Genomic DNA, 22843 nt, shown 5'->3' on the forward strand with positions numbered 1-22843 from the left:
CGACGTCGTCGACGAAACCCGCAGAAGGCAGGCGCGGGGCGAGATCCGGGCCGATCTGGATATCGGTGCGTTGACGCTGGCGTTCTTCACCGCGGCGATGGCGCCGGAGATCCTGCCGCAGCTCGCCGCGACCGTCACCGGCGCGGATCCGGCCTCCCCGGAGTTCATCGACCGCTACGCCGAACAGCTGGCACGCCTGGTCCACACACTCGCCGAGGCTCCCCAGGACGGACCGGGGAGCCGGACGGTCCCCCCGCAGGGCGCCGGCGAGACGACGGACGAGGATCACCCCGGCAACTGACGGCGCCCCAACTGCATATGGACCAGCTGCCACCCGGCCTCGTTGAGCACCCACACCCGCGTGGTGGCGTCCTGGACGGCGAACGGCGAACGGCGCGCGGTCGGGGAAGTAGGCGACGTGCATCTCCTGCAGACAGCTCACGATCGCCACCCCGTCGAACCGTCGCACAGTGACGTCGTATGTCTTGATCTCTTTGACCCGGCCCATGTCGGCCGTGTGCTGGAGGAAGGTCTCCGCGGCGTCGATATGCCCTGCTGCGGCGTGCACGACGACGCACTCGGGGTGCATCAGACGGCGCATCGCATGCGGCACAGCGGCGGTCACGGCCTCGAGCCACAAGGCTTCAGCCCGTTCGACGGTGGCGACATCCCCGTCCGGAGCGGTCGGCGGGATGGGTGATTCGGTCATAGGTCCAGTTCCAGGATGGGCGAGAGCGCCCGGGACGAGCAGGTCGCGAACATGCCTTCCGCATGCTCGCCGGCGGTGAGCACCTCGTCGCGATGGTCGGGGTCGCCCGCCAGTACCCGCACGACGCAGTCCCCGCAGATGCCCTGCTGGCATGAGTACGGCGCGTCCACGCCCTTCTCCAGCAGCACATCGAGCACGCTGCGCCCCTCGGGGACGAGGTACTCGGCCCCCGTGGAGGCCAGGCGTACGGTGAAGCCGCCCGAGCCGGCCGTACCGGGTTCCGCGACGGGCCGGGCGCTGCTGAACCGTTCCTTGTGCAGAACATGCGGTGGCCAGCCCAGCGCTTCGGCCTTGCCCAGCACGTAGTCCATGAACCCCGCGGGGCCACAGACGTAGGCCGCCGTGTCCAGGTACGGACCGCCGAGGTCGCGCTCCATGTCCAGCATCTGCTCCGGGTGCTCGTCATCGAAGTGAAAGGCGACGCGGGGGTTGCCTGTCAGCTCCGACACGAAGGCCGCGCGAGCGCGGCTGCGCGCACAGTAGTGCAGCGCGTAGTCGCCGCCCGCCTGCTCGAGGTGACGCACCATCGCCAGCAGCGGGGTGATACCGATGCCGCCTGCGATCAGCAGATGCCGCTGGGCCGTGACGAGGGGGAAGCGGTTGCGGGGCGCCGAGATCCGCAGCCGGTCGCCCACCCTGAGCGCGTGCATTGCCCGCGAACCGCCGCGGGACCGGGGCTCCTTCAGCACGGCCAGGCGGTACCGTCCGCTCCCGGGCGGCCCGCACAGCGAGTACTGGCGGACCAGTCCCGAGTCGGTCAGCACATCGATGTGCGCGCCGGCGGTGTAGGCCGGGAACTCGGCCCCCTCGCCCGGGGCGAGGTCGATCACCGCGACATCCGGGGTCGCGAGGAGGTGGGAGACCACCACCGCTTCCGTCCACGTCACAGCCGGTCTCTCCTCAGGCTCCGGCCGCGGGAACAGCCGCCGCGGTGTCTTCCACCGTCTCCGTGGACACCGTGTACACCCCGGAGTCGACATGGCGCGGCGGTTCCTCGGCCATGCTCACGTTCAACGGGTCCCGGCCGGCCTCCACGTCGTCGATCATGGACTTCAGCATCCTGCGGAGCATCACCACGCCGCGGTCGGTGGTCGCCAGGGTCTCCTCGGAGTGCATCGGGATCGCTCCCTGAGAGCCCTGTGCCTCACCGTCACCGGGGAAGCGCTGACGGTCCTCTTCTGTCAGTTCCCAGGGGTCCTTGCCGTTCTGCTTGAGGCCGAAGGCGAACCGGGCCAGGCGCTCGGGATCGCTGGCGCGGATGGAGAAGAACACCCGGTGGTGGGTGTCATCCATCGGGACGACCCACATGATGTGGTCGGGCCGCTTGTCGGTGGGCAGGTCCACGTAGTCCGGCAGCCCGAAGACGTTCGGCATGTGAAGTTCCACGCGGAAGGTCCGCACTCGCGGGTCGCCGTTCTCCGCCTTGTCGCGGATGAGCTCGTCGTACTTCGCTCCGAACTCGGTCCTGGTGTACGAGATGCTGTCCTGGAAGCCGTCGGGATCGTAGAAGTTCTCGGGGAGGCCGGTGGTGCCCGTGCCCAAGGCCTGGTAGCCGCTGTGCGTGGAGTGCAGCCAGCTGACGTGCGAGGGGTCGAGCGCGTTCTCGTACATGTTCAGCCAGCCGAAGTCCGAGACCAGGCCGGTCGGGGGCAGCCCGGGAATCGGCCACGCGGCGTAGTACCGGTCGCCCTCTTCCAGGGGTTCCAGGGCGGTGTAGCGGGGGAGGGCGGGCTTGCGCTCGGGCGGTCCCATGTAGACGAACACGAGGCCGTACCGCTCCTCGACCGGGTACCACGGCTGGCGCGCGGCGTCGCGGCGGCGGCCACGGTCGGGTTCGAGGGCCTGCTCCAGGCAGTTCCCCCGAACGTCGAACTTCCATCCGTGGTAGCAGCAGCGGATGCCGTCCTGCTCGACACGGCCGTAGAACAGGCTGCTGCCGCGGTGGGCACACCGCTCGAAGACGACGCCGGGCCGGCCCTGACCGTCACGGAAGACGACCAGGTTCTCGCCCAGGACACGCGTACGGTGCGGAACGTCGCTGGTGAGCGTCGCCGACGTCGCGATCGGGTGCCAGTACCGCCGCAGCAGCTCGCCCATCGGCGTGCCCGGGCCGACTTCGGCCAGCCGTGCGTCGTATGATGGTGTCTTGCGGCCGTAACCGGTACCGGTGTCCGCAGGGGTTGTTTCAGTCATGTCGATCTCCTCGACGTTGAGGGACAGCCAAATGCCGACGGAATGTCGTCACCGTCGCCTTCGAGCGCCACGGTGAGTGGTCCTCCGGCGAGTGGGAGGTTGTTCAGGTGTTCCGCCCGTCGGTGTGCCTGTAGGCGAGCCGGGTTCGGACGGGGATCGGTTGCCACGGTCGTGGGCCCGGTGACCCTGCCGGCACTTGCACGGCCGGCACTTGCACGGCCGGCGCGGCGACGCCGGCCGCCGGCATGATGCCCCCGCTCAGATGCATGCGGTTCGGTGAATGTCAGCCATACAAGTGCTCTTTGCGCTGGTGCCGGTCGAAGAACAGACCGGGAGTGAGGGCAACACCCCGTCTCCTGGTGCCCGTTGCGGCACGCGACGACCAAAGGTTCGCGGTGTCGACATGGCTCGGTCCGGTGCCGTCGGCACCGAGCACGACCTTCATGACACCACCGCGATGGACCACGACGCCGGCGACTCGTTCGCCCTCGGTGGCACTGGGCGCGATGTCGTAACTGAGCGGTTCCCTCATGGCGTTACCTCTCCTCGGCGGAGTCGCGGACTCCCGGCCGGGTCGCACTCGGGTGCTGCTGATCAGGTTCACTCGGGGTTTCGGACCTCGCGCGGCTCCACGCTGTGGAGCTCGCGACACCTGTGACGGTCAGGGGGGTGGACAGCCGACGACGCGGCGCTGTCGGGCGGGCCTTCGTCGACCGCCCTACCTCTGCTCGAACGGCAACGTAGCACCGCGAAGCCCCTTCGCTTAACACTTCTGACAAAAGTTTGTCAGAAAATTCGCGCGGGCCGACGGCTCTCCGGTGGCCGCCCGGTTCAGGACGCCCGTGCGGCCCTGCGCAGCGCCGCGCGCGGGATCACCTGTCGACCAGCGGTCTCTTCAGAGGTCATGTGCCTGCTCGGCTCCCCTGCCAGGACCAGGTGCCGGCGGCTTCGGCGAGCGGTTCTGATCCATGTCTCGAAGAGTGGTGACTAAACGTCCGGCACTCGTCCGCAGAGTGATGGGACGCCGCTGACGGCATCTCACGTGGAGGGTGGCTCATGCAGATTCGTCGTCGAAGGCATGGGGAGCGGACCGGGCCCGAACTCCCGCTTCAGCCGCTCCCAGGGGTCGGCCGCCTTCAGACGCGGGCGCTCCCGTGTCTCCTGCTCCTTGGACATCAGTCCGTCCCCGTGTGCAGACGGCTCGACGACGTCGTACCGCACGGATCAGGAACCGTCATTGCCTGACAGACTCCACGAGTTCAACTTCAGCGCGGACTCATGACGAAGCTCGTACCGGTCAGTTCCTCGGACAGTGCCCAGAGGCGCTTCGCCGCCGCCGGATCGTTCGCGGCCGCGGTCGGGCTGACCAGTTCCGGGCCGCCGCGCATCCCCGAGATGCCGCCCGGCCCGACGTAACTCGCACCGGGAAGATCCTCGGTCGCGGCGAAGAGCGTCGGCAGGGCACCGGCCTCGGCATCCTGCGCGACCACCCGGATGAACATGCGCAGCATCGGTTTCGGGGTGCGCAGCAGATCTGTCGCCGCGAGGCCGGGATGCGCGGCGAGCGCACGCACAGGTGATCCGATCTCGCTGAGCCGTCGCTGCAATTCCAGTGTGAAGAGCAGGTTTGCCAGTTTGGACTGGCCGTAGGCCTTCCGGGGGTTGTAGGCGCCTGTGAGGTGCGGGTTGTCGAAGTTGATTTCGTTCACCCAACGGTGCGCAGCGGCGGAAACCGTCACGACGCGGCCGGTGATGTGCGGCAGCAGAAGATTGGTGAGCGCGAAGTGGCCGAGGTGGTTGGTGCCGAAATGCGTCTCGAAGCCGTCCTGCGTGCGGCCTTCCGGCGCCATCATCACGCCCGCGTTGTTGATCAGCAGGTCCAGGTCGCCGTTCCAGGACGCGGCGAACTGACGCACTGAAGCAAGGTCGGCGAGGTCGAGGTGGCGGACCTCGTGGCTGCCTGGGACCGCGGCTGCGGCCTTCCTGCCCTTGTCGAGGTCGCGCACGGCGAGCACTACGTGCGCGCCGGCTTTGCCCAGTGCCTGGGCCGTGGGTAGGCCCAGGCCGCTGTTCGCGCCGGTGACGACCGCGGTGCGGCCGGTCAGGTCGGGCATGTGGCTGGTCTTCCAAGTGGCCGACATGGACTGCTTCTTTCGCTTCAGTGGTGGGGCTCGCGTTACTGACGCGAGCGAGCCTTTCGCTCATTGGAATCAGACTCGAGGAGAGCGTCAGGTGCTGGTGGGAAGGCGCCGTGAGATGGCGTCCGCGGCTCGGCGTACCGCGGGTGCCAGCCGGTTCATCTGCTCCGCTTCCGGTGCGAGAACGCCGAGTGCCGCGATGAACCGGCCCTCGGCGTCGAAGACCGGCGCGGCGACCGATGCTGTTCCGGCTGTGAGTTCACCTTGTGAGTATCCGATCCGTGCGTCCCGCACCTTGATCAGCTCGGCTTCCAGTCTGCCGTGGCCGGCGATCGTCCGCGGCGTGTACCGGCGCAGCGATGCGGACTGCAGGACGGCGCGGACGCCGGGGTCGTCGGAGTAGGCCAGGATCACCTTTCCCACGCCGGTCGCGTGCAGGGGGAGGCCGCCGGCCACCTCCGCCACGTTGGCGACCGCCCGGGGCCCGGTGACCTTGTCGACGCACACGGCCTGGTGGTGGCCGGCGACGGCGAGGTGAACGACGGCATGGGTACGGGCTGCGAGTGACTGCATGACTGGGTGTGCCGCGCGGCGCAGGCCACGCTGTCGTGGTGCGGCGGAGCCGAGTTCCCACAGTGCTGTTCCGATCTGGAGAGTGCCGTCGTCGTTCCGCTCCAGGGCGCCCTCGGCCATCAGTTCGCGTGTCAGCCGGTAGGCGGTCGCCACCGGGATCTGTGACCGGCGTGCGAGTTCCGTGAGAGTCACCGGGGCGGTGCCGTGCTGGCAGGCATGCAGAATCGCGAAGACACGGCTGGTGCTGCTACGGCCCGGCTCATTGGAGGTGGGCATTTCGTCGTTGGTGACGGCTCAGGCCGCCGGCAGGCGGAGCAGTCGGTGATCGGCCTTGCAGGACGCGGGCGCGACGGTGGCGCGGACACGCTTCTCAGCATCGCCGGCGTGCCAACCGGAGACCGCGATCCGCGCACCCATCCCGCGCATCCCGAACTCGGCGTCGGTGTCGAGGATCGCGGCGTGGACCTCGCCCGCGATCGTTCGGGGCCCTTGGATCTCACAGCAGGTTTCGCCCGGCATGTTCTGCCGCAGCGTCGTTTCAGTCATGTCCATCTCCTCGTCGTTGAGGGAGAGTGAATGCAGGCGGATGTCGCAGCCTTCGGAGTTCTTCGAAGAATCCCGTCAGCGGAGTCCGTCAGGAGCGCGGTCGGGGCGCTGCGGTGAACCTCAGAGCACGACGTCGAGTCGAGCCGGGCGGCGGGTCAGCAGGAGGCCCTCAGGCGGCTCGCGGTGGTAACCGGGGGCGAGCCGCAGTTCTGGGAAGCGTTCCAGCAGGTGTTCCAGGACGACGCGGGCCTGCAGCCGGGCCAGTGGCGCGCCGAGGCAGGTGTGGATGCCGTAGCCGAAGGCCATGGTGGTGGCCTGTCCCGGCTGGCGGTCGAGCGAGTAGTCCGCCGCGTCGGCGCCCCAGGCCCGTTCGTCCCAGTTGGCCGACTGGAGGCTGACGGCCAGGCGGTCGCCGGGTTTGACGGGGCAGCCGGAGATCTCCCGCTCCTGTGTCACGGTGCGCAGCACGTACTGCAGGGGCGCGTCGCGGCGCAGCGACTCCTCGACCGCCGCCGGGACGAGGGAGCGGTCGGCGAGCAGCCGTTCCCAGAGGCTGCGGTCGGCGAGCAGTTCGTGGAGAAGGTTGGTGATCAGACTGGCGGTGGTGTCGGTGCCGGCCACGATCAGCTGGAAGGCGTGGATGACGGCCTCGACCGGAGTGAGCGGCGGCTCGCCGTCGGCCGGGTGCGCGAGACCGTCCAGAACACCGTCTCCGGTGGCCGGGGCGGCGGCCCGGGCGGCGAACTGCTCTCCGAGGTAGCGGGTGAGTGCCACGAACTCCGGCATGTCGATCGGCATCCGCGGGAGGACGTCATCGATCGCGTCGGCCCACTGGTGCAGGCGCTCCCAGTCCTCCTCCGGCAGACCGAGGAAGGCATACACGACCCGGGTCGGTACCTGACGGGACAGGTCGTGGTGGAGCTCGGCCTTCTGGCCGGGCTGCCACGTGCCGAGGACGTCGGTCACGATGTCGCGGACGCGCGGTTCCTGCTTGCGGATCACGGCCGGAGCGAACCAACGCCTCAGACGGGCGCGCAGTGCCGTGTGGTCGGGCGGGTCCAACTGGGTGATCGTGGCCGCCGGCAGGTCGGCCGTCTTGGCGCCGCCTTCCAGGGAGAAGTTGTCGACGGACGAGTAGGTCTCGGGGTCGGTCAGGACATCGCGTACGTCGTCGTGGCGGGCGAGGAAGTGCACGCCGGGGCGTGGCTGGGACACCGGGCAGCGGTCGCGGGCTTCGGCGAGCCGGGCCGCGGGATCGGCGTGGTGGGCTGGGTCGAGCGGATCGTAGGGGGCGAGGTGCGGGAGAGTCATGGTCACGCCCTTACGTGTGGGCCTACTTACGGGCAGGTACTGGTGCTGGTACTCCGGCGCCGAGGCGCTTGAGTTTGATGACAGGGAGTCGGTGGTTCACGGCCACGGCGGTTGCCGTACCCCCGTCATGGCGCCATCTCAGCAGCGCACTGCGGTCGTCCACCGATCCGGCGACGACTTCGGGGGTTCCGGTGAGCGGCAGTTCGCCGCTGATCTTGATGTCGAGTCCGGACTGCTCGGTCCAGAAGTAGGGGTCCGGCCGGTACGGGCGCGCCGCCTCGCCGTGCAGCAGGCTTGCCGCGGCCATACGGCCTTGTTCGACGGCGTTGGTCCAGTGGGGAGTTCGGCGTCCCCCGCGCGATACGACGTCTCCGGCGGCGACGACGCCGGGGGCGACGCGGCAGCGCGCGTCGGCGACCAGGCCGCCGGCGGCGTCCAGATGGAGGCCGGAGTCCTTCAACCAGTCGGTGTTGGGTACGTCGCCCGCCGCGCAGACGATCACGTCGGCCTCCAGGACCGACTTCCCGCAGCGCACACGGTGCTCATCGAGTACGTCGACGCCGTCCGGTGCGACCCGGACCTGTATGCCGTGGTCACGGGCGGCCACGACGGCGAGATCGGCCAGCCACGGCCCGAGCAGCCTGAGCAGCGGCGGGAGGAGGTCGACGACGGTGACCTCCAGGCCGAGTGCGCGGCAGGTGCCGGCGACCTCCATGCCGAGGAAGCCGCCTCCCAGCACGATCGCGCTGCGGGCCGGGGCCAGCCGGGCGGCGAGGGTCGAGGCGTCGTCCAGCGTGCGCACCACCAGGTCGCGGTCGCCGGTGAGACGGCGTGCCCGGGCGCCAGTGGCGATCACCAGCCCGTCGTACGGTAGGTCGGTGCCGTCGGCCGTTGTCACCAGACGGCGGTGCGTGTCGAGCCGCGCTGCCCGTGATCCGGTGCGGAACTCGATGTCCTCGCTCGGGAGCGGCAGCAGGGCCGACTCCCCGGACTCCCGGCCTGCCAGCACGCCTTTCGAGAGTGGAACGCGCGAGTAGGGTGGATGAGGCTCCTCGGAGACAACGGTCACCTGGCCGTCGTATCCCTCGGTCCGCAGGCTCTGCGCCGCCGTGACCGCGGCGATGGACCCACCGACCACGACGATCCGCCTCACGGCTGGACCTTCAACGCCGCGACGGGACATACCCGAACGGCGGCCGCGACGACACTCTCGTGTTCCGCGACCACCTCGTCACTGGTCAGATGCAACTCGCCCTCATCGTCGAGCCGGAACACCTCGGGCGCGGTCTGCTCGCACAGCCCGTGGCCCTCGCAGCGGTCGAAGTCGACCACGATCCGGGTCATCTCACTGTCCTTCCATGCGTACGGTGACAGGAAGCGAAGCCGCGGCGGTCGCACCGCCGGGCTGGTCCCAGGCCTGCCGACCTCCGCCGACGAACCGCGGCCGAGGTGACCCCAGGGCTCTCCGCGAGGGTGTCGGTGGAAGATCCGCTCGATCAGACGAGGGTGAGGGCGACGTCTCTTCGGAAACCGTGGTCGGCGCCGTGGACCAGGAAGTGCTTCTCCGTGCTCGGGGTGACCAGCGCGTCGAACAGCCTGCGGCGCTGCGCGCGATGCCGCAACCAAGCGAACCCTTCATGACATTTGCCCTTTCGTGGGGCGGCATCGTGGATTCCCGGCCGGCGGGCACTCGCGTGCCGCTGACGAGGTCCGGCCGGGGATCTGCACACCTCGTGCACCTGCGTGGTGTGGTGTGCCCGATGCCACTCTGTCCGCAGGGGATGACAGCCGACCGTGCGGGTCTGTCGAGCGAGCCGTACCGGTCGCCCCACCTCTGCTTGACCGGCAACGTAGCACCGAGATGGCGCTTTGATTAATACCTTCGACAAAAGTTTGTCAGAGTTGTCCGCTGCGCGGGTCGAGGCTTGAGAGATCGCATCCGTACGGCACCGAACGGAGCCGAACCCCAAGGGCTGTGGCCCGGACCTCGTATTCGACACGTCCGGCGGAGCGGGACCTGCCGCCGCGTACTCGGCCTCGCCCATCGTCGGCCCCGCCCTGGTCGGTGGGTCGCTTGTGGGCCCGCCGGTGCGGCCGTCGAAATGGGCGGCCGTTCAGGACATACGGAACGTCAGGGTCGGCACGTGGAGGCCGGCCCTGACGTCGTGATCGAAACGGTCAGACGAGGTCGAACCGGTCGAGGTTCATGACCTTTTCCCACGCCGAGACGAAGTCCTTCACGAACTTCTCCTTCGCGTCATCGCTCGCGTAGACCTCCGCGAGCGCGCGCAGCTCCGAGTTGGACCCGAAGACCAGGTCGGCACGGGTTCCGGTCCACTTGACGGCATCCGAGGCGTTTCTGCCCTCGAAGCTCGTCCGGTCCTCGGAGGCGGACTTCCACGTCGTGCTCATGTCGAGCAGGTTGACGAAGAAGTCATTGGTCAACTTGCCCGGGGTGTCGGTGAAGACGCCGAGCTTCGAGCCACCGTAGTTGGCGCCGAGCACGCGCAGACCACCGACCAGGACCGTCATCTCGGGCGCGCTCAGGGTGAGCAGATTCGCCCTGTCGAGCAGCAGGTACTCGGCCGGCAGGCGGTTGCCCTTGCCGAGGTGGTTGCGGAACCCGTCGGCGGTCGGCTCGAGCGCGGCGAAGGACTCCGCGTCGGTGTGCTCCTCGGTCGCGTCGACGCGACCCGGGGTGAAGGGCACATCGATGTCGAAGCCCGCCTCCTCGGCGGCCTGCTCCACGGCCGCCGAGCCGCCGAGCACGATCAGGTCGGCCAGGGAGACCTTCTTGGCGCCGGTGTTGAACTCCTGCTGGATGTTCTCCAGGGTGTGCAGGACCGTCGCGAGCTGCTCTGGGTCGTTGACCTCCCAGCCGCGCTGCGGCTCCAGGCGGATACGCGCGCCGTTGGCGCCGCCGCGCTTGTCGCTGCCGCGGAACGTCGAGGCCGACGCCCACGCGGTGGAGACCAACTGTGCGACGGTCAGGCCCGAGTCGAGGAGCTTGGCCTTGAGGGCCGCGATGTCCGCGGCGCCGATGACCTCACCCTCGGGTTCCGGCAGCGGGTCCTGCCAGAGCAGGGTTGCTTCCGGGACCTCCGGGCCGAGGTACAGCGACTTCGGGCCCAGGTCGCGGTGGGTCAGCTTGTACCAGGCTCGGGCGAAGGCGTCCGCGAACTCGGCCGGGTTCTCGTGGAAGCGCTTGGAGATCTCACCGTAGATCGGGTCGAAGCGCAGCGACAGGTCGGTGGTGAGCATGTTGGGGGCGATCTTCTTCGAGGAGTCGTGGCTGTGCGGCACCGTGCCCTCGCCCGCGTCGTCCTTCGGCTTCCACTGCTTGGCGCCGGCCGGACTCTCGGTGAGCTCCCACTCGTAGCCGAAGAGGTTCTCGAAGAAGCTGTTGTCCCACTGCGTGGGCGTGCTGGTCCAGGTGACCTCCGGGCCGCCGGAGATGGTGTGCGCGCCCTTGCCGGTGCCGAAGCTGCTTTTCCAGCCGAGGCCCTGCTCCTCCATGGAGGCGGCCTCTGGGGAGGCGCCGACGTGGTGCGCGGGACCGGCACCGTGGGTCTTGCCGAAGGTGTGGCCGCCCGCGATCAGCGCGACGGTCTCCTCGTCGTTCATCGCCATCCGGCGGAAGGTCTCACGTATGTCGCGGGCCGCGGCCAGCGGGTCCGGGTTGCCGTTGGGGCCCTCCGGGTTGACGTAGATGAGCCCCATCTGGACGGCGCCGAGCGGGCTCTCGAGCCGGCGGTCGCCGGTGTAGCGCTGGTCGTCGAGCCAGGTGGTCTCGGGACCCCAGTACACATCGTCCTCCGGCTCCCAGACATCCGCACGGCCGCCGCCGAAGCCGAACGTCTCGAAGCCCATCTGCTCCAGCGCGACGTTGCCGGCGAGGATCAAGAGGTCGGCCCAGGAGAGGCTCTGCCCGTACTTCTTCTTCACCGGCCACAGCAGACGGCGGGCCTTGTCGAGGTTGGCGTTGTCCGGCCAGCTGTTCAGCGGGGCGAAACGCTGCTGGCCGGCGCCGGCACCGCCGCGGCCGTCGTTGATGCGGTAGGTGCCGGCGCTGTGCCAGGCCATGCGGATCATCAGCGGGCCGTAGTTGCCGAAGTCGGCGGGCCACCAGTCCTGCGAGGTGGTCAGCACCTCGGCGATGTCCTGCTTGGCGGCCGTTAGGTCGAGGGCGTTGAACGCCTCCGCATAGTCGAAGTCATCGTTGAGTGGGTTGGCCACGGCCGGGTTCTTCGCAAGGATCTTCAGGTTGAGCTGCTCCGGCCACCACTGACGGCTTCCGCCGCCCTGGGTCGGGTGCGGGGCGCGCCCGTGCGCCACCGGGCACTCGCCGGTGCCCTCCGTTTTGGCGTCGGTGACGATCGCATCGGGGTTCTCGGGCATGCAGAGTCCTTCCGGATATTCGGATCTCGGTGCTCAGATACTGCTGGCGGGGGAACAGTCGGGGCACAGGCCCCAGTAGATGACCTCGGCTTCGTCGATGGAGAAGCCGCGGTCATCGGACGCGGTCAGGCAGAGGGCATCGCCGACCGCGCAGTCGACGTCGGCGACGGCTCCGCACGAGCGGCACACGAGGTGGTGGTGGTTGTCCCCGACGCGGCCCTCGAACAGGGCCCGACTGCCGGCCGGTTTGACACGGCGTATGAGTCCCGCCGCGGTGAGCGCGTGGAGGGCTTCGTAGACGGCTTGAAGAGAGATGTGTCCCAGGCGATCACGAACCCCGGAGGCGATCGCCTCGACACCGAGGTGGTCACCAACCCGGACGGTCTCGAGCAACGCGACCCGGGCGGCCGTCACCCGCATGCCGGCGCGGCGCAACTCCTTTGCTGTGGCCGGATTCCGCGATGCGGTCATGACGCCGTGTCTACTTCCATAAGGTCAGTGAACGAATGGCCCAAGGTTGGTGCGCCGCGTCAGGCGACGTTCACTTCGGCGTGGCATCACGTGCCGCCTGCAATCGGCGGCTATCGGCCGCTCACTCCAGGGGGCAAGCCGTTTGCGCGACGACCTCATGCCACCCGAGGCCAGCGGTTGATCACTGACTGCGGGCCGCCCGCATGCGTTCACCGACAGGGCCTTGCCGCCCCCATAGGTCACCCGCAGGACGTCGTGGCCGTGTCCCCGGTGGTTGGCGCAGGGGAGGGGTGTCAGGGAGTTGACCGTGCCGACTGACGGGTTCGGGTTGGGGGGCAGCGAAGATCGGGGTGTTCTGGGCCGGCATCGCCTGCGGTCGAGCGGAGTAGGGACAGCAGGTTGGGCGTGTCCTCTACCCGGCCTGCGAAATGGATGGCTGGTGGCCACTCCCAACCGGTTCGACAACTGGCGTGCTCGACGGCTGCCGGAGTGTGAGTGCACGACCGGCAGGTCGGCGGTGCCCATCTTGGCCGGGCCGGCCCCCCGGCCGGCCCGGCGATCACCATCACTCGGCTCACGCGATGCGCCAGGGACTCATGATCGGAACGCAATGCTCCCACTCCTCGTCGCTCGCCGATGGTGCACTGACTCGTGGAGCGTCGGCGGCATGACGTCGAACAGCACACGGGGACGTTTGATGAGCGGCGGTGCCGCTTGTCGACCATCGCTCGCGGACCACCGACAGCAACCATAGCCTCCCTGACAAAAGTTTGTCAGAACTGTTCAGTGAAGCGAGTTGCGGTGCTACGTTGTTCGCGAAGCGGAAGCGGGGCCGTTGCTGATCCCCCGTCCGGCGGCGCCGAGTCCTTGGTACGTCGCCCTCTGAGAGAGCGTGACGATTGCGGAACCACGCCGTGAGCGGGGACACCACTACGCCTTGGCCGGTGCGGTAGCGGAAGGGTTGTGCTGCTACGCGACTTCCGGCCCGTTCCGGCCGTGGTCCTCTCGCCCGATGGGGGCCGGCCGAGCGACGCACCGATGTCCCGGTCGGTTCCGGCAGCCAACGACAACGTCTTCGTCATCGTTGGTGCCGGGAGGCATGCGGTCTTACCACTCTTGAGCCTACGAAACCGGTCGTGAGTCCGGTAACGCGCAGGGAAGGGAACGATATGAGGGAACCGTTGAGCTATGAGATCGCACGCCGGGCCGCGGAGGCGGTCCTCGAAGCGGCACGCGCCGAGGGTGAGCGAGTCTGCGTCTCTGTGACCAACCGGAGCGGTATCACGAAGGTCATACTCGCTGACGACGGCGCTGGACCGATCGCGGTCGAGACGTCTCGCCTCAAGGCCTACACAGCCGCGGTGATGGGCGTATCGACCGCCGAGTTCGCCAAGTTCGCAGCGGAGCCGGTACTGCAGGCGTGTCCGCCTCATCTGGTGGACAGTCAGCTGCACCCGGTGCCGGGGGGATACCCGATCGTCACGGACGACGGCGAAGTCATCGGCGGCATCGGAGTGGGCGGGGCCCATGGAGAGGTCGACGCTCGCGTCGTCGGCAAGGGGCTGAAGAGCGTCGCCGACCTACTGACCTGAGGGATGACCGCAGGTGGAGAAGAGGGCGATCGGGGACGTCCTCGTGGGCAGGGTATGGCACGCGATATGCCCAGAACGTGCCGGCAGAAGGGATGAATCACATTGACCGCCAAGGTGCACCGTCGCCTGCTGCGCCCAGCCGAGCTTCGTGAGCTGTTGCGCCCCGCTCCGGTCCAACTCACCGGCCTGGAACGACGGTTGGCGCGAGCGGCTTCCATCGCCGACCTTCGCGCGCTCGCGCGACGACGGGCGCCCAGGGCGGTCTTCGATTTCGCCGACGGCGGGGCCGGTGTGGGTGAACTCGCGCTGCGTCGAGCTCGTGAGACGTTCCGGCGCATCGAGTTCCATCCTTCGGCGCTGCGGGACGTCTCCCATGTGAGCGCGGAGACGATGATCCTCGGCAAGCCGTCCGCCCAGCCCTTCGCGTTCGCGCCCACCGGCCTGACCCGCATGATGCACACCGGAGGGGAACGAGCCGTCGTCGCCGTCGCGGAGCAGGCCGGGATCCCCTACGCCCTCTCCATGATGGGCAGCACCACGCTCGAGGAAACAGCGAGGGCGGGCCCTCAGGCGCGGAAGTGGTTCCAGCTGTTTCTGTGGCGGGATCGGGGCCGCGTCAAGGACCTGGTCGACCGTGCGGCCGCGGCCGGGTACGACACGTTGATACTCACCGTGGACACCCCGGTCGCCGGGACTCGGCTGCGCGATGTCCACAACGGGCTCACCGTGCCGCAGCAGCTCACGCTGCGCACCTTCGTCAACGGAGCCCTTCACCCTCGCTACTGGTTCGATCTGCTGACCACCGAGCCGCTCACCTTCGCCAACGTGGCTGCCTCCGAGGGCACGGTCGCCGACCAGATCGACCGCGTCTTCGATCCCGCGATCACCATCGCCGACCTCGAGTGGCTCCGCGGCCACTGGCAGGGCAGCCTTGTGGTCAAGGGCATCCAGTCGGTGTCCGATGCCCAGCGGGTGGTGGACGCCGGAGCGGACGGCGTCGTGCTCTCCAGCCACGGTGGGCGGCAGCTGGACCGCGCCCCCGTACCGGTCGAGTTGGTCCCGGCCGTGCGCGAGCGGCTGGACGGGCGAGCCGAAATCCTGGTCGACACGGGAATGACGACCGGTGCTGACATCGTGGCCGCCCTGGCGCTGGGCGCCGACGCCGCGCTGGTGGGTCGTGCCTTCCTGTATGGCCTGATGGCCGGCGGTCAGCGCGGGGTCGCTCGTGCCGTGGAGATCCTGGGCCGTGAGGTCGTCCAGACCATGGCACTGCTCGGGGTCAACAGCGTCACCGAGCTACGCCCGGAGCACGTCTCGATCCGCTTCCCCTGACCACTGGTGCGAGCGCGCGAGGCGCGTAAGGCGAGACGATCGAGCCCGATCCCGCGCCTCTCCCACGGTGCCCGCCACGTAGGGGCTGTGTCTGCCTGCCCCCTCGTCCGGTAGATCCCGGCTACCTGCGCCGGCCAACGCGACCGCCTCGTTCATACGCCCGGTCGGCCCGGAGCGTCACCGCCGGGCCCTGGCGGCCACCACACCGCGTGGCCCTCGGCGGAGGCCAGGTCGCCTGCGCCGTAACAGGGCGGCTGCCTTCGGGCCCCGAGGACGACCCACTTACTGACAACTGTCCATGAAGCTCGGTAGAGAGTAGTGAGAGTATGGCCGACGAGATCAGTACCCCCAGCGCTGCCGGCGTCCCGTTCGCCGGCGAGAACGTCACTGTGGCCGGGCTGAACGCGTACCAGTCCCGCCCCCTGGGAGACTCCACAGGCGGCATGTTGCTGCTGCCCAGTGTCAACGGGATCTCTCCGCAGTTGCGCGAGTTCGCCGACGGCCTGGCCGCCGGCGGAGTCACCGCGCTGTCCTGGGACCTCTGGCGCGGTCGGCCCGGCAGCGATGACCTGTCACAGCTGGAGACCCAGTTGCAGTGGGTGTCGGAGCTGAAAGACGAGTCCAGTCTGACCGAAATGGACCAGCTGCTCGACCATATGTTTGACGAGCTCGGCTGCCGACAGGTCGGAGTGATGGGCTGGTGCGTGGGCGGCCGGTTCGCGCTGCTGCTCGGTGGACGGGACAGCCGGTTGGCGAACGTGGTCGCCTATCACCCCACCGTGCCGGACACCCCGGCACCGAACCACACCCTGGATGCCACGGAGTACACCGCCCGGATCGCCGCGCCTACCATGATCCTCTATCCAGGGGCGGACGAGGTGGTGTCGGTGGAGAGCTTTCGCCGGCTGCAGGCCGCCCTGAACTCGCGGACCACCGGGCCGAGCATCGCGCATGTCTACCCCGGAGCCACGCACGGATTCACGGGCCGGGCACAGCAAGGAGACCCGATCAACAAGGCGGCCACCGACCTGTCCTGGCCCCAGGTCATCGCGTTCATCCGGGCCACCACCCTTGTCTGAACGGACTCGTTCCCGCGCCTCGTCGGTGTCTTGGGCAGGGATCACCCGGTCCTGAAGACGGTCGGTCTACCTGGGTGTTCGGCAACCGCGAACGCGGAACCGACGCAGCCGGGGGCAGGTCGTCCCCATCGCCAATTCGCCTTCGAGCGGGACATCCACGATCGTTCCGATGACCGAGCCCCCTTCCGCGGATCTGCGGAAGGGGGCTCGGTCCTGCGGTCAACGCCCCGTACAACTCGTGGCCGCACGGCGCGCGGGCGGCCTCGATGTCCGCTACCTGGATGCTCCCGGCGTCACGGTGACCGGGAGGCTTTCCAGACCCCGGATGACGTTGTTGAGGTGGCGCCGTGGCGGGCCGGCCAGCTGGATCGCCTCTACGTGATCCAGCAGCGCCGACAGGACCGCGTTGGCCTCCACCCGTGCCAGTCCCTGGCCGGCACAGGCGTGCACGCCGGAGCCGAACCCGACGTGGTCCATCGGCGCTCTGCCGATGTCGAACGTGTCCGGCTCCGGCCACTTGCGCGGATCCCGGTTCGCCGAACCGAACAACATCGCCACCTGAGCCCCGGCCGGGATCGTGACGCCGTCCATCTCGACCGCCCGCGTAGTGCGGCGGAAGAACGTCTGCACCGGTGACTCGAAACGCACGACCTCCTCGAAAGCGGAACGGAGCAGCGTCCGGTCGGCGCGCAGGGCCGTCCAGGCGGCCGGGTGCTCGGCGAACAACCACAGCGCGCTGCTGATCGCGTTGATCGTCGTGTCCATGCTCGCCACCAGGTACGCGCGCAACAGCCGTCCCACCTGGTGCTCCCCGATCACGCCCCGGTCGGCTGCCTGGTACAGCGCCTCGCCCCAGCCACCTGGCGTAAGGGTGTCGCGGTTCATCATCGACATGAGCTTGTCGAGCAGCCGGTCGGAGACCCGCACCGACGCCGTCGTCCGCTCGTTGAGAGGGCCGAAGGTGTTGAAGAACGCGTCGGCGAACGCGAGCACCTCGTCCCGCGCGCGCAGGGGCATCCCGATCAGATCCGCCACCACCGTCAGCGGGAAAACGCGCGCCAGGTCACCCACGACGTCGAACGAACCGCGGGCCACCACGGACTCGACCAGTTCGCTCGCGCGCCGGCCGATGTCGTCCTTCAGGCTCGCCAACGCACGCGGGGCCAGGCTCTCCGACAGCACCGAACGCAGCACGTCGTGTTCCGGCGGGTCCGTCGCCAGCACACCACCCCGGCGGCGTTCGTTCAGCGACGGCTCATAGCCCACGCTGTCCACGGAGGAGAACCGTTCGTAATCGCGCAGCGCCGCCCGCACCTCCTCGTACCGCGGCAGGGCCCAGCAGTCGTAGCGCTCCAGGTACACGGCGGCGCCCGTCTCCCGCAACACCGCGTAGGCGGGGTAGGGATCGGTCAGGACCTCGTCGGCGAAGATGTCCACATCGGACACCGGAGTAGCGGCCGTAGTCATCGTTGACTCCCCATCATTCATCTCGCTGAACCGCATTCGCTCGTGTGTGAAGCCTCATTCGGGCCGCCCACCCGCAAAGGTGACCCGGTCCGCGCCGCGACGTGTTCGGAGGTGACGCCGGGCGCCGTTTCGGCCAGGACGAGGCCGTCGGGAGTGACGTCGAGGACGCCGAGGTCGGTGATGATCCGGTGCACGCAGCGTTCGCCGGTGAGGGGCAGACCGCACTCCTTGACGATCTTGGGGCTGCCGTCCTTGGCGGTGTGCTCCATCAGGACGATGACGCGGCGGGCGCCGTGGACGAGGTCCATCGCGCCGCCCATGCCCTTGACCATCTTGCCGGGGATCATCCAATTGGCGAGGTCGCCGTGTTCGGAGACCTGCATGGCGCCGAGGACAGCGGTGTCGATGTGGCCGCCGCGGATCATGCCGAAGGACAGCGCCGAGTCGAAGTAGGAGGCGCCGGGCAGGGCGGTGACGGTCTCCTTGCCCGCGTTGATCAGGTCGGGGTCGACCTCGTCCTCGGTCGGGTAGCGGCCGGTGCCGAGGATGCCGTTCTCGGAGTGCAGGACGACGTGCACGTCCGGTGGCAGGTGGCCGGGGACCAGGGTGGGCAGGCCTATGCCGAGGTTGACGTAGGAGCCATCGGTGAGTTCGGCGGCGGCGCGGGCGGCCATCTGGTCGCGGGTCCAGGGCATCAGACGGCCACCGTCCCCCGGGTCGGAGACGCGGACGTCACCACGCGTTCGATCTGCTTGTCGGCGGCCTGCGCGGCCGTCAGTTCCACCACGCGCTGGACGAAGATGCCAGGTAGGTGGATGTCGTCCGGACTCAGCTCACCTGGCTCCACGAGTTCCTCCACCTCGGCGACGGTGATCCGGCCGGCCATCGCTGCCAGTGGGTTGAAGTTGGCGGCCGCCTTGCGGAAGACGAGGTTGCCGTGGCGGTCGCCGCGCCAGCCGCGTACGAGAGCGAAGCCGGTGGTGATCGCGTGCTCCAGGACGTACGTGCGGCCGTCGAAGTCCCGGGTCTCCTTGGGCGGGGAGGCCACGGTGACCGTGCCGTCGGCCGCGTACCGCCAGGGCAGTCCGCCCCGGGCGACCTGCGTGCCCACCCCGGCGGGAGTGTAGAAGGCGGGGACGCCCGCGCCGCCCGCGCGCAGGCGTTCCGCCAACGTGCCCTGCGGCACCAGCTCCACCTCCAGTTCGCCCGACAGGTACTGGCGGGCGAACTCCTTGTTCTCGCCGACGTAGGAGCCGGTCACGCGGGCGATGCGGCCGGCGGCCAGCAGCACGCCCAGGCCGTGGCCGTCCGTCCCGCAGTTGTTCGACACGACCTTCAGGCCGGTGGCGCCCCGGGTATGGAGGGCCTTGATGAGCACCGTGGGAACACCGCTGAGGCCGAAGCCGCCGACGGCGAGTGACGCCCCGTCCGGGATGTCGGCGATCGCCTCCGCGGCGCTGGTGCTGACTTTGTCCACGAGGAGTCCTTCTGGAAGCTTCGTTTCCGCCCAGGAGCGCCGGCCACACAATTGACCGGCCGTGTCGGTGACGTGGCAGGCCTGCGCGGTGCTGCTCCTGGTTACCGGGGATTCGACGCGCCTGTCTCAGGCGCCGATCATGTTGAAGCCGCCGTCGGCGTTGAGGTAGACGCCGGTCATGTGGGCGGCGTCGTCGGTGGCGAGGAAGAGCGCGGTGCCCGCGAGTTCGGCCGGCCCGGGGATGCGGCCCATCGGGGTCTTGGCGATCATGTCCTCGCGGCGGCCGGATTTCCAGTCCTCGCGGCCCAGGAGCGTCTCGGTCTCGATGAAGCCGGGCGCGAAGGTGTTGACCCGAACGACGGGGGCGAGCGCCTGGGCGTAGGACTTGGTGATGCCGAGGATGCCGTACTTGGCGGCGGCGTACTGCGGAGCCCGCGCGCTGCCGCGCACGATGACGGTGGAGCCGATGTTGACGATCGCGCCATGGCCCTGGTCCAGCATCCGGGAGCCGAACTCGTGTGTGCAGAGCATGGTTCCCTTGATGTCCACGGCGAGCACGTGGTCGATGGACTCCTCGGTGAGATCGTGCCAGGACATCTGGTCGCCCGCCACGTCACCGACGTTGTTGACCAGTACGTCCAGGCCGCCGAACTGGATGAAAACCTCCTCGGCCATGCGGACCACATCGGCGTGGACGGAGATGTCGGCCTGCACGGTGAACGCCTCGCCGCCGACCTCCTTGATGCGGGCGACGGTCTTGTCGGCTCCGGCGGCGGAACTGCGGTAGTGGACGGCGACGTTGGCGCCCTCCTGGGCGGCGCGGACCGCGATCTCGGCGCCGTAACCGGTGCCGGCGCCGGTGACCAGGACGGTGCGGCCTTCGAAGCGGCGGGGAATCGGCGTGCTGTGGGTGGGGATGCGCTCGGACATGGAGGTCCTTGTCTGCGATGGTCGGACGCGGGTTCCGGGGGCGGGGGGACAGTGAACAGTCGGCGCGCTGTCGCGGCTCTCAGCTCCCGGACGGCTGCCGGGCGGGGCCGGTGAACTGCTGGCAGATCTCGCCGATGCCCTCGATGCGGCTGACGAGTACGTCGCCGTCGGTGAGGTAGCGCGGCGGGTTCATGCGATTGCCGACGCCCGCCGGGGTGCCGGTGAAGACCAGGTCACCGGGGAAGAGCGGCAGCACGGCCGAGAGCCGGGCGATGAGCTCCGGCACCGGGAAGATCATGGACTTGGTGCGGTCCTGCTGGACGATCTCGCCGTTCAGCAGTCCGGTGATCTCCAGATCGTCGGGGTCGTCGAGTTCATCGGGGGTGACCAGGACGGGGCCGATGGGGCCGAAGCCGGGGAAGGACTTGCCCAGGCTGAACTGAGCGGGTTTTCCCTGGAGTTGGGTGACGCGTTCGGAGAGGTCCTGACCCACGGCCAGGGCGGCCACCGCCTCCCAGGCGTGGTCCTCGCCCACCCGGTAGGTCTCGCGGCCGATCACCGCGACCAGTTCGACCTCCCAGTCGACCTTGCCCCGGGGGAGGGCGACACTGGTGTGCGGACCGGTGACGCAGGCCGGGAACTTGGTGAAGACGAGCGGTTCCTCGGGCGGGGTGAAGCCGGCTTCCGCGGCGTGCGGTGGGTAGTTGAGGGCGACGGCGAACACCTGGCGGGGGCGGGGCACCGGCGCGCCGAGCGCGTTGGGGTCGACCGGGATGTCGTAGGCCTCCTCGGGCAGTCCGGCCGCCCAGTCGCGCAGGCGTGGCCAGTCCTCCAGCAGGGCCATCGGGTCGTTGGGCAGTCTGCCCTGCGAGGCCCAGCGGACGTTCGCGGCCCGGTCGCCGCTGACCACGACGGTGTGGCCGTCGAGGACGCCGAGCCTCACCAGTCCACCTTCTCGGGTACGGGGGTGCCGTGCCCCTCCTGCCAGCTGACGATGGGAGTGCGCAGGACGCCGAGCCGCTCGACCTCGGCCTCGATGACGTCGCCGGGCTTGAGGTACATGTCCGGGTCGCCGCTGAAGCCGGCCACGCCCTGGACGGTTCCGGTGGTGATGAGGTCGCCGGCGCTGTAGCCCTGCGGGGAGTGGTAGGCGACCAGGTGCGGAATGGAGACCGACATGCGGCCGGTGTTGGACTTCTGCCGGACCACGCCGTTGACCCGCAGTTCCATGTCGAGGCTCTGCGGGTCGGGGATCTCGTCGGCGGTGACGATGTACGGGCCGACCGGGCAGAAGGTGTCGATGGCCTTGCAGAAGGAGAAGACGCCGGACTCCATCTCGCGGCGCTGGATGTCGCGGGCGGTGATGTCGTTGAAGACGACGTACCCGGCGATGTGGTCGGGCGCGTCGTCGACGCCGAAGAACTTGCCCGGCTTGCCGATGACGACGGCGATCTCCAACTCGTAGTCCAGCTCGCTGGTCAGGTGCTCCGGGTAGATGACCGGCTCGTCGGGGCCGACGATCGCGTCGACGTTCTGGAAGAACACGATGCCCTTGTGCATGGGGTGCGACCAGTCGACGTTCTTCGACTCGGTCTCGTGCTCACGGAAGTTGCCGGAGGTGTGGAAGAACTTCTTCGGCACGATCGGCGCGCGCAGCTTCACGTCGTCCAGCGGCAACCGCTCACCCGTCTCCAGGACCTTGCCGTCGCGCTCGAAGTACCCGCGGGTGCTGTGGACTTCGAGTGGCAGCACGAGCCGTTCCTCGAGTTCCAGCCGGCCGACCCGCCCGTTGTCGAAGGTGATCAGCTTCACGATTCCCTGCTTTCTTTCGAAGAGTGAAAGCTAGATTCATTGTGTGAACTTGAGTTGAGTATTGAAGGGGCCCCGTGGGCTGTCAAGCCGTTGCCCAGGGGCTGAGAGCGGGGGGCACCGGAACCTGATGTGCTTCCCTCGCCCAGAAAAACCCGCAGCTGGAGGGCGAGCATCGAGTAGTAGCCGACCAGCGTCGTCAGCTCGAACACGCCTCGCTCCCCGGTCGCGGTCACGGCGTCGGCGTACTCGTCGTCGCTCAACGTGCCGTGCCGCAGCAGTGCTGTCGTCGCCCGCAGAGCAGCGCGCTCGGCCGGCTCGGTGAGCTCCGGCATCCGTCCGGCGCGCAGTGCCGCCATCTCCGATTCGGCCAGACCGCCGCTGGTGCGGCCGACGGCTTCGTGAGCTTCGCGCTCGAAGGCGCTGTCCCAGTGCGCGGCCACGGCAAGGATCGCCATTTCGCGCACGCGATCGCTCAACGAGGAGTTGTAGCGCACGGCCGCGCCAAGGGCCTGCGCCGCGAGACCCACCGGAGGGCTCAACAACATGGCGTTGAAGGGGCCGCGCAGTCGCCCCTCCTCGTCGGTCAGCGGGAACGCCCGCGGGCCCGAGGCCCGGGCGCCGCCGGTGATGGCCCGGTAGACCTCGGCCTGGTCCTCGTCCAGTTCACCGGGCAGCAGCCCACCCAGTCGCACTCCCATTTCGACCTCCTTGTCGCCCCATGGCGGGTGACTCTGATGCTGACTTCCATACAATGA

General features: G+C 69.0%; 23 protein-coding genes and 2 pseudogenes. 4 read left to right on the forward strand and 21 right to left on the reverse strand.

Features of this window, described 5'->3' with window-relative positions:
- Positions 1 to 301: pseudogene (locus ACZ5XS_RS07235) on the forward strand (TetR/AcrR family transcriptional regulator); the annotation flags it as partial.
- 168 nt (positions 302 to 469) lie between these two features.
- Here ACZ5XS_RS07235 and ACZ5XS_RS07240 read toward each other — a convergent pair.
- The 14 genes and pseudogenes from ACZ5XS_RS07240 to ACZ5XS_RS07305 all read right to left on the reverse strand — a co-directional run.
- Positions 470 to 709, reverse strand: a pseudogene (locus ACZ5XS_RS07240) (nuclear transport factor 2 family protein); the annotation flags it as partial.
- Positions 706 to 1656 (reverse strand): PDR/VanB family oxidoreductase, encoded by a 951-nt coding sequence (locus ACZ5XS_RS07245; RefSeq protein WP_468648621.1) that lies wholly within the window; start codon positions 1654 to 1656, stop codon positions 706 to 708. The gene ACZ5XS_RS07245 and the pseudogene ACZ5XS_RS07240, both read right to left, overlap by 4 nt.
- Positions 1657 to 1669: 13 nt before the next feature.
- Entirely contained in the window at positions 1670 to 2962 is a 1293-nt protein-coding gene (locus ACZ5XS_RS07250; protein ID WP_468648623.1) for a Rieske 2Fe-2S domain-containing protein, read from the reverse strand.
- A 283-nt stretch (positions 2963 to 3245) separates the two neighbouring features.
- A complete protein-coding gene (locus ACZ5XS_RS07255) occupies positions 3246 to 3494 on the reverse strand; it encodes a hypothetical protein (protein WP_468648625.1) in 249 nt (82 codons plus the stop codon).
- 506 nt (positions 3495 to 4000) lie between these two features.
- Complete coding sequence (locus ACZ5XS_RS07260) at positions 4001 to 4138, reverse strand: hypothetical protein (RefSeq protein ID WP_468648627.1); 138 nt, start codon at positions 4136 to 4138, stop codon at positions 4001 to 4003.
- Between the two features lie 89 nt (positions 4139 to 4227).
- The gene (locus tag ACZ5XS_RS07265) at positions 4228 to 5103 is read right to left on the reverse strand and encodes an oxidoreductase (protein ID WP_468648629.1); all 876 of its coding nucleotides are present in this window, start codon (positions 5101 to 5103) and stop codon (positions 4228 to 4230) included.
- A gap of 87 nt (positions 5104 to 5190) precedes the next feature.
- Positions 5191 to 5949: an IclR family transcriptional regulator gene (locus tag ACZ5XS_RS07270; protein ID WP_468648631.1), complete on the reverse strand. Its 759-nt coding sequence runs from the start codon at positions 5947 to 5949 to the stop codon at positions 5191 to 5193.
- An 18-nt stretch (positions 5950 to 5967) separates the two neighbouring features.
- Positions 5968 to 6219, reverse strand: a complete 252-nt coding sequence (locus ACZ5XS_RS07275; protein WP_468648633.1) for a hypothetical protein — start codon at positions 6217 to 6219, stop codon at positions 5968 to 5970.
- Between the two features lie 120 nt (positions 6220 to 6339).
- Positions 6340 to 7530 carry a cytochrome P450 gene (locus ACZ5XS_RS07280; RefSeq protein WP_468649130.1) on the reverse strand — a complete coding sequence of 397 codons (1191 nt, stop codon included), beginning with the start codon at positions 7528 to 7530 and terminating at the stop codon, positions 6340 to 6342.
- A gap of 22 nt (positions 7531 to 7552) precedes the next feature.
- A complete protein-coding gene (locus tag ACZ5XS_RS07285; RefSeq protein ID WP_468648635.1) occupies positions 7553 to 8683 on the reverse strand; it encodes an NAD(P)/FAD-dependent oxidoreductase in 1131 nt (376 codons plus the stop codon).
- A complete protein-coding gene (locus tag ACZ5XS_RS07290) occupies positions 8680 to 8874 on the reverse strand; it encodes a ferredoxin (protein WP_069758255.1) in 195 nt (64 codons plus the stop codon). The genes ACZ5XS_RS07285 and ACZ5XS_RS07290 overlap by 4 nt, the downstream gene beginning before the upstream one ends.
- Before the next feature lie 152 nt (positions 8875 to 9026).
- Positions 9027 to 9152: a hypothetical protein gene (locus ACZ5XS_RS07295; RefSeq protein WP_468648637.1), complete on the reverse strand. Its 126-nt coding sequence runs from the start codon at positions 9150 to 9152 to the stop codon at positions 9027 to 9029.
- 556 nt (positions 9153 to 9708) lie between these two features.
- The gene (gene katG, locus ACZ5XS_RS07300) at positions 9709 to 11928 is read right to left on the reverse strand and encodes a catalase/peroxidase HPI (protein WP_468648639.1); all 2220 of its coding nucleotides are present in this window, start codon (positions 11926 to 11928) and stop codon (positions 9709 to 9711) included.
- A 33-nt stretch (positions 11929 to 11961) separates the two neighbouring features.
- On the reverse strand, positions 11962 to 12399 hold the full coding sequence (locus ACZ5XS_RS07305; RefSeq protein WP_468648641.1) for a Fur family transcriptional regulator: 438 nt from the start codon (positions 12397 to 12399) through the stop codon (positions 11962 to 11964).
- Between the two features lie 1169 nt (positions 12400 to 13568).
- Here ACZ5XS_RS07305 and ACZ5XS_RS07310 point away from each other — a divergent pair.
- The 3 genes from ACZ5XS_RS07310 (at position 13569) to ACZ5XS_RS07320 (ending at position 16402) form a co-directional block, all read left to right on the forward strand.
- Positions 13569 to 13991 (forward strand): GlcG/HbpS family heme-binding protein, encoded by a 423-nt coding sequence (locus tag ACZ5XS_RS07310; protein ID WP_266452390.1) that lies wholly within the window; start codon positions 13569 to 13571, stop codon positions 13989 to 13991.
- Positions 13992 to 14093: 102 nt separating this feature from the next.
- Positions 14094 to 15323 (forward strand): alpha-hydroxy acid oxidase, encoded by a 1230-nt coding sequence (locus tag ACZ5XS_RS07315; protein ID WP_468648643.1) that lies wholly within the window; start codon positions 14094 to 14096, stop codon positions 15321 to 15323.
- A 326-nt stretch (positions 15324 to 15649) separates the two neighbouring features.
- On the forward strand, positions 15650 to 16402 hold the full coding sequence (locus tag ACZ5XS_RS07320; protein WP_468648645.1) for a dienelactone hydrolase family protein: 753 nt from the start codon (positions 15650 to 15652) through the stop codon (positions 16400 to 16402).
- A 273-nt stretch (positions 16403 to 16675) separates the two neighbouring features.
- Here ACZ5XS_RS07320 and ACZ5XS_RS07325 read toward each other — a convergent pair whose 3' ends face one another.
- From ACZ5XS_RS07325 to ACZ5XS_RS07355, 7 genes are all read right to left on the reverse strand, one after another.
- Positions 16676 to 17869: a cytochrome P450 gene (locus ACZ5XS_RS07325; RefSeq protein WP_468648647.1), complete on the reverse strand. Its 1194-nt coding sequence runs from the start codon at positions 17867 to 17869 to the stop codon at positions 16676 to 16678.
- Between the two features lie 17 nt (positions 17870 to 17886).
- Complete coding sequence (locus ACZ5XS_RS07330) at positions 17887 to 18564, reverse strand: CoA transferase subunit B (RefSeq protein ID WP_468648649.1); 678 nt, start codon at positions 18562 to 18564, stop codon at positions 17887 to 17889.
- The gene (locus ACZ5XS_RS07335; protein ID WP_468648651.1) at positions 18564 to 19346 is read right to left on the reverse strand and encodes a CoA transferase subunit A; all 783 of its coding nucleotides are present in this window, start codon (positions 19344 to 19346) and stop codon (positions 18564 to 18566) included. Before ACZ5XS_RS07335 ends, ACZ5XS_RS07330 begins: the two co-directional genes overlap by 1 nt.
- Positions 19347 to 19472: 126 nt before the next feature.
- Positions 19473 to 20276 (reverse strand): SDR family NAD(P)-dependent oxidoreductase, encoded by an 804-nt coding sequence (locus ACZ5XS_RS07340; protein WP_468648653.1) that lies wholly within the window; start codon positions 20274 to 20276, stop codon positions 19473 to 19475.
- Between the two features lie 79 nt (positions 20277 to 20355).
- On the reverse strand, positions 20356 to 21219 hold the full coding sequence (locus tag ACZ5XS_RS07345) for a fumarylacetoacetate hydrolase family protein (protein WP_468648655.1): 864 nt from the start codon (positions 21217 to 21219) through the stop codon (positions 20356 to 20358).
- A complete protein-coding gene (locus ACZ5XS_RS07350; RefSeq protein ID WP_468648657.1) occupies positions 21216 to 22088 on the reverse strand; it encodes a fumarylacetoacetate hydrolase family protein in 873 nt (290 codons plus the stop codon). Before ACZ5XS_RS07350 ends, ACZ5XS_RS07345 begins: the two co-directional genes overlap by 4 nt.
- Positions 22085 to 22786, reverse strand: coding sequence for a carboxymuconolactone decarboxylase family protein (locus tag ACZ5XS_RS07355; RefSeq protein WP_468648659.1), 702 nt, complete (start codon positions 22784 to 22786; stop codon positions 22085 to 22087). Before ACZ5XS_RS07355 ends, ACZ5XS_RS07350 begins: the two co-directional genes overlap by 4 nt.
- Positions 22787 to 22843 lie beyond the last annotated feature (57 nt).

Source organism: Streptomyces sp. NPDC033131, assembly GCF_055578365.1.